At 70.0% G+C, this 13384-nt stretch carries 15 protein-coding genes and 1 pseudogene; 9 read left to right on the top strand and 7 right to left on the bottom strand.

The features are described from left to right. Window positions 1-15: 15 nt before the first annotated feature. The 3 genes from AC6CKD_RS22660 to AC6CKD_RS22650 all read right to left on the bottom strand — a co-directional run bounded on the left by AC6CKD_RS22660 (window position 16) and on the right by AC6CKD_RS22650 (window position 1309). Window positions 16-489: a GNAT family N-acetyltransferase gene (locus AC6CKD_RS22660; protein WP_498329403.1), complete on the bottom strand. Its 474-nt coding sequence runs from the start codon at window positions 487-489 to the stop codon at window positions 16-18. Between the two features lie 11 nt (window positions 490-500). Continuing rightward, window positions 501-860, bottom strand: coding sequence for an ArsR/SmtB family transcription factor (locus tag AC6CKD_RS22655; RefSeq protein ID WP_498329401.1), 360 nt, complete (start codon window positions 858-860; stop codon window positions 501-503). An 80-nt stretch (window positions 861-940) separates the two neighbouring features. After that, complete coding sequence (locus AC6CKD_RS22650) at window positions 941-1309, bottom strand: ArsR/SmtB family transcription factor (RefSeq protein WP_498329399.1); 369 nt, start codon at window positions 1307-1309, stop codon at window positions 941-943. Between the two features lie 112 nt (window positions 1310-1421). Here AC6CKD_RS22650 and AC6CKD_RS22645 point away from each other — a divergent pair, with 112 nt between their 5' ends. From AC6CKD_RS22645 to AC6CKD_RS22630, 4 genes and pseudogenes are all read left to right on the top strand, one after another. Further along, window positions 1422-2783, top strand: a complete 1362-nt coding sequence (locus tag AC6CKD_RS22645; RefSeq protein WP_498329397.1) for an NAD(P)-binding domain-containing protein — start codon at window positions 1422-1424, stop codon at window positions 2781-2783. Between the two features lie 5 nt (window positions 2784-2788). Beyond that, a complete protein-coding gene (locus AC6CKD_RS22640) occupies window positions 2789-4045 on the top strand; it encodes an MFS transporter (RefSeq protein ID WP_498329395.1) in 1257 nt (418 codons plus the stop codon). Beyond that, a pseudogene (locus AC6CKD_RS22635) lies at window positions 4021-4298 on the top strand (NUDIX hydrolase); the annotation flags it as partial. The gene AC6CKD_RS22640 and the pseudogene AC6CKD_RS22635, both read left to right, overlap by 25 nt. Window positions 4299-4316: 18 nt before the next feature. Further along, window positions 4317-5660, top strand: coding sequence for a YopA family protein (locus AC6CKD_RS22630; protein ID WP_498329393.1), 1344 nt, complete (start codon window positions 4317-4319; stop codon window positions 5658-5660). 8 nt (window positions 5661-5668) lie between these two features. On the opposite strand, the gene AC6CKD_RS22625 is transcribed toward AC6CKD_RS22630, so the two are convergent. Both AC6CKD_RS22625 and AC6CKD_RS22620 read right to left on the bottom strand, forming a co-directional pair. Then, on the bottom strand, window positions 5669-6916 hold the full coding sequence (locus AC6CKD_RS22625; RefSeq protein WP_498329391.1) for a pyridoxal phosphate-dependent aminotransferase: 1248 nt from the start codon (window positions 6914-6916) through the stop codon (window positions 5669-5671). Between the two features lie 41 nt (window positions 6917-6957). Beyond that, window positions 6958-7131, bottom strand: coding sequence for a hypothetical protein (locus AC6CKD_RS22620; RefSeq protein ID WP_498329390.1), 174 nt, complete (start codon window positions 7129-7131; stop codon window positions 6958-6960). Window positions 7132-7320: 189 nt separating this feature from the next. Between AC6CKD_RS22620 and AC6CKD_RS22615 the strand changes: the two genes are divergently transcribed. Continuing rightward, window positions 7321-7629, top strand: coding sequence for an ArsR/SmtB family transcription factor (locus AC6CKD_RS22615; RefSeq protein ID WP_498329388.1), 309 nt, complete (start codon window positions 7321-7323; stop codon window positions 7627-7629). Window positions 7630-7729: 100 nt separating this feature from the next. On the opposite strand, the gene AC6CKD_RS22610 is transcribed toward AC6CKD_RS22615, so the two are convergent. Next, window positions 7730-8785, bottom strand: a complete 1056-nt coding sequence (locus AC6CKD_RS22610; protein ID WP_498329386.1) for a permease — start codon at window positions 8783-8785, stop codon at window positions 7730-7732. 91 nt (window positions 8786-8876) lie between these two features. Here AC6CKD_RS22610 and AC6CKD_RS22605 point away from each other — a divergent pair, with 91 nt between their 5' ends. The 3 genes from AC6CKD_RS22605 to AC6CKD_RS22595 all read left to right on the top strand — a co-directional run bounded on the left by AC6CKD_RS22605 (window position 8877) and on the right by AC6CKD_RS22595 (window position 11415). Then, window positions 8877-9248, top strand: a complete 372-nt coding sequence (locus tag AC6CKD_RS22605) for an ArsR/SmtB family transcription factor (RefSeq protein WP_498329384.1) — start codon at window positions 8877-8879, stop codon at window positions 9246-9248. 271 nt (window positions 9249-9519) lie between these two features. Then, complete coding sequence (locus AC6CKD_RS22600; protein WP_498329383.1) at window positions 9520-9816, top strand: hypothetical protein; 297 nt, start codon at window positions 9520-9522, stop codon at window positions 9814-9816. A 75-nt stretch (window positions 9817-9891) separates the two neighbouring features. Then, window positions 9892-11415, top strand: a complete 1524-nt coding sequence (locus AC6CKD_RS22595) for a GNAT family N-acetyltransferase (protein WP_498329381.1) — start codon at window positions 9892-9894, stop codon at window positions 11413-11415. A 100-nt stretch (window positions 11416-11515) separates the two neighbouring features. On the opposite strand, the gene AC6CKD_RS22590 is transcribed toward AC6CKD_RS22595, so the two are convergent. Then, the gene (locus AC6CKD_RS22590) at window positions 11516-12424 is read right to left on the bottom strand and encodes a LuxR C-terminal-related transcriptional regulator (RefSeq protein WP_498329380.1); all 909 of its coding nucleotides are present in this window, start codon (window positions 12422-12424) and stop codon (window positions 11516-11518) included. 610 nt (window positions 12425-13034) lie between these two features. Between AC6CKD_RS22590 and AC6CKD_RS22585 the strand changes: the two genes are divergently transcribed. After that, window positions 13035-13352 carry a hypothetical protein gene (locus tag AC6CKD_RS22585; protein ID WP_498329378.1) on the top strand — a complete coding sequence of 106 codons (318 nt, stop codon included), beginning with the start codon at window positions 13035-13037 and terminating at the stop codon, window positions 13350-13352. The last annotated feature ends 32 nt before the right edge of the window (window positions 13353-13384 follow it).

The raw sequence follows: 13384 nt of genomic DNA, 5'->3' as shown, positions 1-13384 counted from the left end.
GGCAGCGGAGCGGGGTCAGCCGATCGCGGGGCTGCGGCGCTCCAGCAGGACGACGTCGCGCCACACCCCGCGGTGCCGGCCGATGCGCTGCCGGGTGCCGATGACCCGGAAGCCGGCGCGCTGGTGCAGGGCCAGGCTGGCGCTGTTCTCGGGGAAGATGCCGGACTGGATCGTCCAGATGCCCGCCGCCTCGGTCGAGGCGATCAGCGCGTCCAGCAGGGCCCGGGCGACGCCGCGGCCGCGGGCGCCCGGGTGGACGTAGACGGAGTGCTCGACGACACCGGCGTACGCACACCGGTCGGATACCGCACTCGCGGCAACCCAGCCGAGCACCGTGCCACCCCCGTCCACGGCGACGAACCGGTGCTCCGGCAGCTTCGCCGCGTCGAACTCGGTCCAGGTGGGGGGCTCGGTCTCGAAGGTGGCGTTGCCCTCGTCGATCCCCGCCCGGTAGATCGCGAGGACCTCGGCCGCGTGCTCGGCGGTCATGGGGACGATGTTCACGACTGCCGTCCCAGGATCGCGTCCACCGCTGCGGGAAAGCACTCCAGGCACGCGGCGTTGACCTCGTAGCGCACCGAGGTGCCGTGCCGCTCGGGGAGCACGAACCGGACCTCGGCCAGCACCTTGAGGTGGTGGGAGACCGTGGACTGGCCGATCGGGAGCCGGTCGGTGATGTCCCCGACGGCCATGGGCCGGCGCTCGCGGGCGAGCAGGTTGAGCAGCTGGACCCGCATCGGGTCGGCCAGCGCCTTGAACCACCCGGCGTACGTCTGGGCGTCGGCGGGGTCCAGCCCTGGTCCGGAGTCCCGTTTCTCGTCCATCTTCCTGTCCGTCTTCTTGTCCGTCTTCTCATCCATCGACAATCGACGATAGTCGATGGACGGGCGCCGGACCAGGAACGAGTGCCGGGCAAGCGAGCGCCGGGCCAGGCATCCGCTCAGGCGGCGGAGCGGCTCAGGAGCTGCCCCATGGCGGCGAGCACGGAGGGCTCGACGCGATAGAACACCCACGTCCCCCTGCGCTCGGAGGACAGCAGCCCCGCCTCCTTCAGCTTCTTGAGGTGATGGGAGACCGTCGGCTGGGAGACGCCCACATCCGAGATGTCGCACACGCAGGCCTCGCCACCCTCGTGCGAGGCGACGAGCGAAAACAGCCGGAGCCGGACCGGATCGCCGAGCGCCTTGAACATCACGGCGCTGCGCTCGGCCTCCTCGGCCGTCAGCGGGCGTTCGGTCACGGGCGGGCAGCACGGCGCCACGGCGGCTACGGGCTCCAGCAGCGGCAGCACGGTCTTCACGGTGGACATGCCCTCATCATCCGAGAAAATTCGATGAATGTCTATGTTGACGAACGTCGATCCAGGGTCCACTCTGGGGGTAGAACGCATCGACAGTCATCGAATCAACGGGGAGCCTGCCATGACCGCACCCATCGAGACCCTGCCCATCGTCGTCATCGGAGCCGGACCGGCCGGACTCGCGGCTGCGGCCCACCTCCTCGACCGGGGCCTGGAACCACTGGTCCTGGAGTCCGGACCGGCCGCGGGTGCCGCCGTCCGCGAGTGGTCGCACGTACGGCTCTTCTCCACCTGGGGCGAGGTCGTCGACCCGGCGGCGGAGAAGCTCCTCGCCCCCACGGGCTGGGTCAAGCCCGACCCCGACACGTACCCCTCCGGCGGGGACTGGGCCGAGCGCTACCTCCAGCCCCTGGCCGACGCCCTGGGCGAGCGGGTCCGCTACCACGCGACCGTCACCGGCGTATCGCGCACCGGCCGGGACCGCATCGTCGACGCCGACCGCGAGGCCCAGCCCTTCGTCGTCCACCACACGGCCGCCGACGGCACCGAGGCCCGCGTCTTCGCCCGCGCCGTCATCGACGCCTCCGGTACGTGGTCCACCCCGAGCCCGGCCGGCGGCAGCGGACTGCCCGCCCTCGGCGAGCGCGCCGCGGCCGACCGCGTCACCTACCGCGTCCCCGACCTCAAGGACTCCGCCGTCCGAGCCCGCTACGCGGGCAAGCGCACTGCCGTCATCGGCTCCGGGGCCTCCGCCTTCACCGCGCTCGCCTACCTCTCCGACCTCACCAAGGAGGAGGCCGGAACCCACGCCGCGTGGATCCTGCGCCGCGGCATCTCCGGCTCCACCTTCGGCGGCGGCACCGCCGACCAGCTCCCCGCCCGCGGCGCCCTCGGCCTCGCCGCGAAGGCCGCCGTCGACAGCGGCCACGCCGACGCGGTCACCGGCTTCCGCACCGAAGCCGTCGAACGCGACACCGACGGCCGCCTGATCCTCGTCGGCGAGGACGGCCGCCGCCTGGACCCGGTCGACGAGGTCATCGTCCTCACCGGTCTCCGCCCCGACCTCGGCTTCCTCGACGAACTCCGCCTCGGCCTCGACGAACGCCTCCAGGCCCCCACCGCCCTCGCCCCGCTGATCGACCCCAACCAGCACTCCTGCGGCACCGTCTACCCGCACGGGGTCAACGAGCTCTCCCACCCCGAGAAGGACGTCTACCTCGTCGGAATGAAGTCCTACGGCCGCGCCCCGACCTTCCTCGCCATGACCGGCTACGAGCAGGTCCGCTCCATCGCCGCCCACCTCGCCGGCGACCAGGAAGCCGCCGAGCGCGTCGAGTTGACCCTCCCCGAAACCGGAGTATGCGGCGGAGCCGGCCTCTTCGAACAGCCCGTGTCGGCCTCCGCCGAGGAAACCGGCGGCGGCTGCTGCTCCACCCCCGCCACCCTCACCATCGGCGCCCCGGCCCGCACCGGCGGCTGCTGACCCCGGTGACGGACCTCCGAAGCAGCGGGGCCGCGACCGGCACAGGGGACCGGTCGCGGCCCCGCGCCGCGCTGCCCGCGCTCTGCGTCACGCAGATCACCAGCTGGGGCATCGTCTACTACGCCTTCCCCGTCCTCCTCCCCCGCCTGACCGCCGACACCGGCTGGTCCGTCACCGCCGCCACCGCCGCCTTCTCCCTCGCCCTCCTCGTCTCGGCCCTCGCGGGCATACCCATCGGCCGGATCCTCGACCATCGGGGTCCGCGCGCCGTGATGACCTTCGGCTCGGTGATCGGCACCCTGGCCCTCCTCCTCATCGCGGCGGCCCCCAACCTGCCGGTCTTCACCTGCGGCTGGATCCTCGCGGGCATCGCCATGGCCGCCACCTTCTACCCACCGGCCTTCGCCGCCCTCACCCGCTGGTGGGGCCCCGACCGCGTCCGAGCCCTCACGATCGTCACCCTCGCCGGCGGGCTGGCCTCCACCGTCTTCGCGCCGCTGACCGCCGCCCTCGCGGAACACCTCAGCTGGCGAGCGACCTACGCCGTTCTGGCCGTGGTCCTCGCCGCCGTCACCATCCCCGCCCACGCCCTCGCCCTGCGCGCCCCCTGGCCCCCGGCCCCGCCCTCCCCGCCGTCGACCGACCGCACCCCGATCGCCCGCAGCCGCCCCTTCCTCCTCCTGGCCGTCGCCTTCACCTTCTCCGGCTTCGCCATGTACGCCGTCGTCATGGGCCTCATCCCGCTCCTCACCGAACGCGGCGCGAGCGCGACAACGGCCGCCTGGGCCCTCGGACTCGGCGGGGCGGGGCAGACCCTCGGCCGCACCCTCTACGCCACCCTGGCAACCCGTACGTCCGTCACGACCCGGACCGTCACGCTCATCGCCTTCGGCGGCGCGACCACCGCATCACTGGCCTTCGTTCCCGGCCCCCTGCCGCTGCTGGTCGTTTTCGCGACGCTCGCGGGAGTCGTACGCGGCAACCTCACCCTCCTCCAGGCCACCGCCGTCACCGATCGCTGGGGCACCACCCACTACGGCCGCCTCTCCGCCCTCCTCGGCGCCCCGGCCCACATCGCGGGAGCACTGGCCCCATGGGCCGGCGCCGCCCTCGCGGGCCCGCTCGGCGGCTACCCCCACCTCTTCGCGGCCCTGGCCTCGCTCTCGGTCGTGTCCGCCTGCCTCGCACTGGGCACCTCCGGGAAGAACCGCGGCCGGCCGCAGACTCCGGCGCCGCTCACGAGGAGACCGGCCTCACCGTGAAGCCCGAGTCCCTCGAAGCCGCCCCCATCATTCACGGCGCCTGGGGTGCCGAGCCCCCAACGGCTTCCTCGCGGTCGTCTTCTCGGCCCGCGAATGGACTGGCGAACCGGTAAACCGCGAACCCCACAAGCACTCCCAGGTCCGCTGGGTGGACGCCACCGACCTGCCGGACGAATTCGTCCCGACGACCCGCAGCGCCCTGCTCGCCTTCCTCAACGACGGTCCGCAGGTTTCACTCCGAGGATGGCTTTAGCCCGGGATCAGGAGCGCCATGTCCGATTCACCGTGGGATTCGGCTCTGCCGCCGATCAAGTCGTTCCACCCCTTCAACGACGTTGGCGAACCGATCGGTCTGCACCAGGGAGAGATCGGTGGAGTACAGGATGCCGAAGTGCCTGGTGAGGTCCATCTGCAGTGTTCGCCAGCACTCAGCCTCGACTGGAGCGTCACACCCGGCCCGGTCTCGCATCCCTATACCCAGGACACGGCCATACTGCGGCTCCAACGGCCCCAAGGAGCGGCTGAAGTGGACGCCTGGGTGCGGTCTTTCGACGAGGGATGGATCAATGGAGCCACTCTCGGCGACAGCAGGGCACCCCTGGCCCGCATCGTGGCGCACTGGTTCAACCTCCCGCGGTTCGGCGGCCAGCATCACCTGAAGGAACGCGGCGAGGGCGGGGAACGGTACTGGAGCGGCGGCCGCTGGTCTCACGAGGTAGCCGGCTGGAAGATCCTGCTGGATGTGCGCCCTGATCACGGCCTGATCTGGGAAGAGCTCCTCAAGACCCGGCTCTATGCGATGACGCACGCGTTGGAGATCAGCCGTGCGGACGGAGGGCAGTTCACCGCCGCGGAGGCAACCCACCTCCTGACCGCCCTGCACTTCGGGATGTCCTTCTCTCTCGGCCGCTGGACCGCTCCCCTTCTCCCGGTTGGCCTCGGGGCTGACGAGAAGGTCCTCTGGGAGTCCTGGGGAGTCCTGCATTGTGATCCGGCGCGGAAGCAGTCTTCCGGTTGGTGGGACCTGTGGGACCTCGAAGCCCTCGGCAGGTTCCTGGACGGACTCGTCCCGGAGATCGCCGACCCCGTGAAGGGCGAGCCACTGAAACTGCAGCTCGGCTACGCGATCACCGCCATCCGCGACCAGGGCTTTGTGGAACAACGCGTGATGATCGGGGCTGCGGGACTCGAGCACGCCATGTGGCAGAGGCTCTATCTGCGCGGCATTCTCACCCGGGCGGAGTACGAGAACACCCGCAAGTGGCCGGCCCGGAAGAAGCTGCGGAAGGTCCTCCAGGACATCGGTGTTCCCGTCTCCATAGACCGCAATACGCTGCCGGCCATGGCAGCCTTCGCCGACGAAATGCATCGGCGGAACGGCGACGTCTGGGACGGCCCGGCCGTAGTGACGAAGGTCCGCAACTACCTGGTCCACCCCGAAGAGGACCAGAAGGAGCTCTACAGGATTCCAGGACTCGTCCCAGAAGTCTGGCTGCTCACCCGGCACTACCTGTCCCTGCTGGTCCTCGAGTCGCTGAGCTACCGAGGGCCACACCAGAACCTGTCGAGGACGCACGGTATGGCCGGCGAGGTCGAAGTCACTCCCTGGGCTTGAGTCCGGGCCTACGCGTCGCCCACGGCGAGTCCCTCCACGAAGTCCGCCAGGCGGGTAAGTGCTTCGTCCAGGCGGTCCGGGGGGACCGTGTAGGAGATGCGGACGTGGTGCGGGGCCGCGAAGTCGGCGCCGGGGATCACCGCGACGTTGGCCTCCGCCAGGAGGAGTTCCGCGAAGTCCGCTGCCGAGGTGATGGTGCGGCCCGCCAGGGTGTGGCCGTAGGTGGCCGAGACGTCGGCGAACAGGAAGAAGGCTCCGGTCGGGTTGCCGCCGACCTCGACGCCCGGGATGCCCGCGAGGGCCTTGATGGTGGTCAGGCGGCGGTCGTCGAGTTCACGGCGGCGCCGTTCCAGCTCCGGGCCGAGGTCTGCGGTGAGTGCGCCGAGGGCGGCCTTCTGGGAGATGGAGGACGGGGCCGAGGCGGTGTGGCTCTGGATCGCCGTGATGGCCTGGGCGACGGGCGTGGGGGCGGCGACCCAGCCGATGCGCCAGCCCGTCATGGCGAAGGTCTTGGACACTCCGCCGATCGTGAGCGTGCGCTCCGCGGCCTCGGGGCTGAGGGCGGCGACCGAGACGTGCTCGGCGTCGCCGGAGATCCAGTGGTCGCAGATCTCGTCGCTGATGATGGCCAGGTCGTGGTCGATCGCGACCTGCACGAGGGCGGCCAGTTCGGTCCGGTCGTAGACGACGCCGGAAGGGTTGGCCGGGTTGTTCAGCAGCAGGACCCTGGTCCGGTCGGTGACCGCGGCGCGCAGCTGGTCGGCGGTCACCTTCAGCCCCGAGCCCTGGGCGGGCTGGACGGGTACGAGGGTTCCTCCGGCCAGGGCGGCGAGGTGGGGGTAGCTGACCCAGTAGGGCGCCGGGATGAGGATCTCGTCGCCGGGCTCCACCAGGGTGGTGAAGGCGTAGTGCAGGGCCTGTTTGGCGCCTGCCGTGATGACCACCTGCCCGGCTTCGTACGCCGTCCCGTGCCGGTTGAGGAACTTCGCCGTGGCCGCACGGAGTTCCGGGATTCCGGCGGCCGGCGTGTAGCGGGAGAAGTCCGTGGCGATGGCGTCGAGGGCGGCCTGCGCTGCCGGTTCGACCGTCGGGAAGGCAGGTTCGCCGCTCGTGAGGTTGATGACGTCCACCCCCTGGGCGATCAGCGCCTTCGCCTTGGCGTCCAGGGCCGCGGTCGCGGACGGCGGGACGCGTGCCGCACGCCAGGTCAGGCGGATTCGGCTGATCGCCTCGGGGGTGGACTGTGCAGTGCTCACGGCGTTCCTCTGGGTCTGGTTCGGTGCGGTGGCGCTGGGCTTCAGCCGCGCGGGCCGTAGAGCGAGAGTGTGGTGGCCTGGGTGCGGCGGATCTCGGCATTTCGGCTTGCGGAGTGGCTGACTTCGGCGCAGCCGTCGCAGAAGCGGACTCCGGCGGTGAACGCGTCGTTGCGGGCGCGGCGGAAGTTCTGGATGGAGCGGCGGATGGACGACATGACATCCTCGATTCATAGGCGGGTGTCTATGGATTGAGCATGACAGAACACATAGATGACCGTCAATACATTGGAGGGTGCCGTCCCGCCTCACGGGCGCACCTGGACGGCAGGGGCCGGATCCGTCAGATTGGGCGCATGATCAAGCCTTCGCCCGCCGGGATACCCGCCGACTGCTGCCCTGCGCCCATGACTGCCGCAGAGGCAACCGATATAGCGGCCGTGTTCAAGGCGCTGGCCGACCCCGTGCGGCTGCGGATCGCGAGCATCGTCGCTTGCTGCCCGACCGGCGAGGTGTGCGTGGGAGAGATCGCCGCCGAGTTCTCGGTTTCGGGTCCGACCATCAGCCACCACCTGAAGAAGTTGCGCGAGGCGGGGGTACTGTCCGCCGAGCGGCGGGCGAACGAGGTGTATTACCAAGTGCGTTCGGACCGGCTGGACGGCCTGATCGGCCAGTTGGCGGCAATGAAGCCGGCGGTCGGCCAAGGGGCGCTCTGAGCGAGGCCGTCCCGCATTCGCCCGTAGAAACGGCTGCAGCCCGCCCCGGAGCAGGGGGCGGGCCGTTGCCGTCTGTGCGCTGGCGCTCAGGCCAGGAATATCAGAGCCACATGGGGGCCGTGTAGCCGAGGACGATCGCACCGGTGAAGAGGATGCCGACGACCAGGCCGACCACGCGCCAGCGGGCGATGAGGAGCATGCCGCTGATGGCGCCGACGCTGGTACCCGCGCCGGTCACCAGGAAGGCGAGCGCCGGGCCGGGGCCCATGCCGCCCTGCATCAGGGTGGCCACCAGGGGGAGCGAGCCGTCGGTGTTGAGGTAGACCGGGATGCCGATCAGGGCGGCCAGCGGGACGGCGAAGAGGCTGCCCCCGCCGAGGTAGTCCGTGAGGAAGGCGGTCGGGATCGAGTTGATGAGCAGGTAGCCCAGCGTCGCGAAGGCCAGGAAGTAGATCGCGAGGCGCTTGCTGGTGATCCGCAGTTCCTTGCCGAACTCGTCGAGCTTCCAGCGCTTGACCAGGCTCGTCTCGACCGGCGCGGGGGCCGGGGCGATGGGCCGGGTGAGCAGGGCGGTGCGGGCCAGACCGCCACCACTGCCGCCGCCGGCCGGGGCGCTCACGCCGCCACCCGAAAGGTCATCCTCGGCGGCGTCGCTGGTGCAGCAGCTCTCCTCGGCCTTCCGCTCGGCCTCCGTGGAGGTCAGGCGGGCCTGGCCCTCGAGCCAGCCCGTCTTCTCGATCAGCCAGGTCACCAGGCCGGCGAAGAGGCCGATGACGATCGCCGCCACGAAGAAGGTCAGGGCGAAGTCGGCGCCGAACAGGCCGATGGAGAGGACGAGTTCCTCCGGGCTCGTCAGAGGCGAGGCGACCATGAAGGTGACGACCGGCGCCCAGGGAACCGATGAGGCCAGAGCGCCCAGGACCACTGCCGTCGTTCCGCAGGAGCAGAAGGGAGTGAGCGTAGCCAGGACGACCGCCCCGAGGACCGCGTAGAGCGTCTTGCGGCGCAGCCAGGAGGAGAGTCGCTCCGCTCCGATGTACACCGGGATGGCCGACGCCACGATGACGCTGATCAGCAGGAACGGCCAGTTCGTGCCCAGGGTGCGCAGGACGTCTTGGGCCGTCTGGCCCAGGATGCCGAGGACGGTGTCAAGCATGGGGGAGCTCCAACTCATAGACGGCTGTCGATGGGTTGAACTCTGCCGGACTCATAGATGACTGTCAATGCGTTTGGGGAACAATCCATAGATGGCCATCGTTGAATCGGGTATGCCCACTCCCATCTCGGAGCTCTGCTGCTCCCCCGTGCTCGCCGGCCCCCTCACCCCCGAGGCGGCCGATGACCTCGCGTCCGCGTTGAAGGTCGTCGCGGACTCCACCCGACTGCGCCTGCTCGGGCTGATCCGCACCCAGCCGGGAGGCGAGGCGTGCACGTGCGATCTCACCGAGCCGCTGGGGCTGACCCAGCCGACGGTCTCGCATCACTTGAAGGTCCTCTTCGAGGCGGGCTTTCTCGAGCGGGAGCGGCGTGGGCGCCAGACGTACTACCGGATCGCGGTCGGCAGTCTGACCGTGCTGTGCCAGGCGCTGGACCCCTCACCGGAGTCACTCCCCGGTTGAGGCGCGCCATCCCCGCACGCTCCAGCTGCGGTTCAACCCCTTTCAGCCAAGGGCTGGTTGTCTTCGCGCCACGCGCGGATATACCGGCCCTCCGGCTTGTTTTGGCATGAGGGTGCCGGGCGCGCTTCCTGCCAGTAGTGATCTCTTCCACACCCTGGGTGAGCTCGGACAGACTCATGAACACCGGGAGGGCAACCACCCCGGGGGACACCGGAAACGGCCGTAAGGCCGCCGGTCACCAAAAAGCCGAAGTCACTTCCTGGGGAGAGCCATGTCTGTTTCGCGTACCTCGATGAGCCTTGCCGCCGCCGTCCTGGTCACCGTCATCGGACTCGGCTCTGCCTCCGCCCTCGAGGCTCCCGCCCGCAACACCGTGGCCGGAGCCGGCTGGGACGTCACCCCGACGGGCACCGACGGTGCCGGCTGGGACGTCGCCCCGACCGACTCTTCGACGGACGGCGCCGGCTGGGACGTCGCTCCCGCCACCGCGACCGCCACGGGCACCGACGGTGCGGGCTGGGACGCCGCCCCGACCGACCCTTCCACCGACGGCGCCGGCTGGGACTGATCCACAACCCTCCGCCTCACCCTCACCCCCTCATCCGATACGCACCGCAACTGCGATCCAAGGAGTACCCGAGAGATGAGCACCACCTGCTGCAGCGCCACCACTGAGGAGCCGGCCCCGGCGCTCGTGGTGCTTGAAGACTCCTGCTGCGGAACGCCCGAAAAGGTGGAGGCCGAAGTGTCCTCCTCCTGCGGGACCACCAAGGCCGAGGCCGAACCGGAGCCCGCTCAGGAATCGGGGTGCTGCGGCCCCGCGCAGCCCGAGCCGGTCTCCTGCTGCGCCAGCACCGCGCAGGAAGACCCGGCCGACGTACGGACCGGTCTCTCGCTCGAGGACGCGGTCGCAGCGCTCGGCGGCAGTGTCCCGCAGGCCACCGATCCCGCGCCCTACGTACTGCCCGACTGGCTCCGGGCGACCGAGGCGAGCCTGACCGGGGCCAAGCCCTGGCACACGGTCGCCGACCGCGGCGAAGGCGAACTCGCCTTCCTGCCCGGCTTCCTCTTCGACGCCGACCCCATCGTGGAAGCCGACCCGCGCACCTACCTCGGCTGGCTGCCCAAGTCCGGCGCGGTGGCCTGCTGCTCCGCCACCGCTACCTCCTGCTGCGACGCCACCGGCACGGTCGAGGCCATGGGTGAGGCGACGTTCTTCCCGACCCTGCTCCTCGGCTCCCCGCTCGGCTATCGATCCGAGGCTTCCGCCTCCGTCGAGGACCCGCTGCTGGTGGCGGACCTGATCGACCGCATCGTGCCCGCCGCGATCGAGGCAGGGGTCCGCTCGATCACCGCGCCGTGGCTGCATGACAGTCCGCACAGCGAGGTCCTCGCGCTCGCCCTCCAGGCGTACGGCGGCGACATCGCCTTCCACGGCGAGAACAACCTGCTCAGCCTCCAGCACGACGGCTACGACGCCTACCTCGCCTCCCTCCCGGCCCGTAAGCGGCGCCGCGTCAAGGAGGACAGCGACCGAGCCGCCACGTCCGGCACCCGTATCGAGCGCAAGGACCGTCAGGAACTGCGTCCGCTGGTCGGCCGGATCTCCGAGCTGATCACCGAGAACCGGCAGAAGTACAGCGGCGGGGAGGACGTGACGCACATCCACGCCCTGATCAGCGCTCTCGTCGAGGGCGGCGCCGACGTCCGCGCCTACCTCGCCTACAAGAACGACCAGGTCGCCGCCGTCTCGGTGACCGTCCGCCAGGGCAAGCGGCTGTTCGTGAAGTGGGCCGGCTTCGACTACGAGGCGCTCGGTGAGCGCAGCGGCATCTACTTCGAGCTCGTCATGGACCGCCCGCTGCGCGACGCGTACGCCGAGGGCATCACCGCCATCGAGGCCGGTCCTGGTGCGGACGAGGCCAAGCGGCTGCGCGGCTTCAAGCCGCATCAGCTCCGCTCGGCGGTCCTCGTCACGGACACCGCTCTTCGTCCCAAGGTCGCCGAACTCCACGCCGCGTACGGCGCGGCCCGCCGTGAGGCGCTGGGACTCAGCACGGAAGAGGAGCCGACCACAGCGATCGGCCGCCTGAAGGCCAAGCTCCTCGGCGGCTCCGCCTACGAGCCCATCAAACCCCTCCAGCCGGAGGGCGGCTGCTGCGGCTGACCCCTGATCCACCTCTCCCCCAGAAGCGGGCCCGGTGCGCAATGCGCACCGGGCCCGCTGGCGTTGCAGCCGTGGGAGAGAAAGAGAAGGGCAAGGGGGGTCAGTCGGTCCAGCCCGCCTTGCTCGCCAGTACGCCGGCCTCGAAGCGGCTGCGGGCACCCAGGCGGGCCATCATCTCCGACATCATGCGACGCGCGGTGCGCAGGCCGATGCCGAGCTTCTTCGCCGCGATCTCGTCCGTGGCTCCCTGCGTCAGCTGACGCAGCAATTCCCGTTCCTGCCCGGTCAGGCCCGCCTCGTCGCGGTCGCGGATGGCTCCGATGGATGCCGCGCACTCCCACACCTGCTCGAACAGGGACGCGAGGGCGGTGAGCACGCCGGGACCGGTGAGCTGGACCGCGCCCTTCTTGCTGTTGTTCGGGTCCACCGGCAGCAGGGCCACCTCGCGGTCGAACAGGACCATCCGCAACGGCAGCGCCGGCACGGTCCGGACCTCACCACCGTTGCCGTGCAGCCACTGGGCGTATTCGACGGTCGGGGTGTCGTTGCGGACGCTGTCCAGGTAGACGGTCAGCACCTTCACCCCCCGGCGCATCAGTGCCTCGTCCAGTGGCCGGCTGGCGTCCAGGCTTGCCGCGGACTGCGCGCCGCCGGGCATGAAGGACAGGCACTCACTGGTGGAGCGGTGCGCAAGTTCTTCGAGGCGGGCCTGGATGGCGTCCATGCCCTGGAGGTACTCCACACCGTGGCGCTCACCGGTCCGCAGCTCCGAGTATTCGTCCAGGAGCTTGCTGATCGCGGCCTGGCTCTCGGCGTACTCCTGCTGCTGCGCGAGCAGATGGGCCTGCTGGCGCTGGAGCAGCAGCTGGAATCCGAGGTCCGGGCTGACGGGTCTGAGTCCGCCGGGTGCTTGTACGGATCTTCGCAGCAGGTTCAGCTCGGCCAGCCGGTCCAGGGCGCTGCGTACGGAGTCTTCGTGGCAGGCCATGTGGACGGCGATCTCTGCCACGCCCCAGTCCTGCTGAGTGAGCATCAGCCGGTAAACCGACTCCGCTTCAGTGTCCAGTCCCAAACTCGCCAGCACAGCGACCCCCCGCATGGCGTCTCAACCCTTGAGACAGCCCGTCAATACATCAGCGGGCGCCGATGTTTGCAGGTCAGAGCGCTCGCCGACAAGGGGTCATCCGGAGACTGATCACCACCACCCTGCGGCGCGGCGCGATGCGGCAGGGCTGGTTCGAGCCGTTGTCAGGCAGGTGCCTGCCGGTCGCGCTTCATGCCAGCCGAGAGCTCTTCCACCCCCACGAAATGATCAGCAAACTAGTGATCACAGGGCAGCGGAACTCCTCGGAAACGAAATCCGCAGCGCGTCGAGAACGCCCCCTGACCTGAGCGAGATCAATTCCCCCACCACACGAAGGACAGCCATGTCTGCTGCGCGGAAAGCCCTGCGCCTGATGAACAGAGCCGCTGCGGTCGCGCTGGGCTTTTCTCCGGCAGGCGGGCACGGCTGCGGCCCCAAGTGCCGCCACACGGAGCTCTACAGCGCCGTCACCCAAGCCGAAGCCGACCAGCACGTGTGGTCCGTACCAGGACTTACCGCCCGGCCGGGAGGACCCATGTTCATGGCCACCGCCACGCTCGTCGCGGCTAACGAAGCCGCAGCCGCGAAGCTGGAATCGGCCGTGGTCACCGACATCGTCTGGGCTTCGGCAATGCCCGATGACGACCTCGAACACGTCCACGCGAAGACGACTTCCGGACGCATCGAGCTGACGTTCTTCCACCGCACCGGCAGCCTCGCCGACGCATTGTCCGCAGCGGGCGAGATTTGCCGCCGCGCACTGAATTCCAGCCCGACCCTCACCCAATGGCGAATTGCGGTCACCCCTCAGCTTCCCGACGCCCTTCCCGGATCGGGCCCCGTACTCGCGTGACGCAGATCACACACCTCCCTGCAAGGAGTCTC

The sequence above is a fragment of the Streptomyces sp. GQ60 genome (assembly GCF_059758875.1).
This window is presented reverse-complemented; position numbering and strand designations above follow the sequence as displayed.

Bases quoted from the DNA above. Each gene is read 5' to 3' on its own strand.
- AC6CKD_RS22660 (WP_498329403.1), bottom strand. From the start codon at position 489: ATGACCGCCGAGCACGCGGCCGAGGTCCTCGCGATCTACCGGGCGGGG.
- AC6CKD_RS22655 (WP_498329401.1), bottom strand. From the start codon at position 860: ATGGATGAGAAGACGGACAAGAAGACGGACAGGAAGATGGACGAGAAA.
- AC6CKD_RS22650 (WP_498329399.1), bottom strand. From the start codon at position 1,309: ATGTCCACCGTGAAGACCGTGCTGCCGCTGCTGGAGCCCGTAGCCGCC.
- AC6CKD_RS22645 (WP_498329397.1), top strand. From the start codon at position 1,422: ATGACCGCACCCATCGAGACCCTGCCCATCGTCGTCATCGGAGCCGGA.
- AC6CKD_RS22630 (WP_498329393.1), top strand. From the start codon at position 4,317: ATGTCCGATTCACCGTGGGATTCGGCTCTGCCGCCGATCAAGTCGTTC.
- AC6CKD_RS22620 (WP_498329390.1), bottom strand. From the start codon at position 7,131: ATGTCGTCCATCCGCCGCTCCATCCAGAACTTCCGCCGCGCCCGCAAC.
- AC6CKD_RS22615 (WP_498329388.1), top strand. From the start codon at position 7,321: ATGACTGCCGCAGAGGCAACCGATATAGCGGCCGTGTTCAAGGCGCTG.
- AC6CKD_RS22610 (WP_498329386.1), bottom strand. From the start codon at position 8,785: ATGCTTGACACCGTCCTCGGCATCCTGGGCCAGACGGCCCAAGACGTC.
- AC6CKD_RS22605 (WP_498329384.1), top strand. From the start codon at position 8,877: ATGGCCATCGTTGAATCGGGTATGCCCACTCCCATCTCGGAGCTCTGC.
- AC6CKD_RS22600 (WP_498329383.1), top strand. From the start codon at position 9,520: ATGTCTGTTTCGCGTACCTCGATGAGCCTTGCCGCCGCCGTCCTGGTC.
- AC6CKD_RS22595 (WP_498329381.1), top strand. From the start codon at position 9,892: ATGAGCACCACCTGCTGCAGCGCCACCACTGAGGAGCCGGCCCCGGCG.
- AC6CKD_RS22585 (WP_498329378.1), top strand. From the start codon at position 13,035: ATGTTCATGGCCACCGCCACGCTCGTCGCGGCTAACGAAGCCGCAGCC.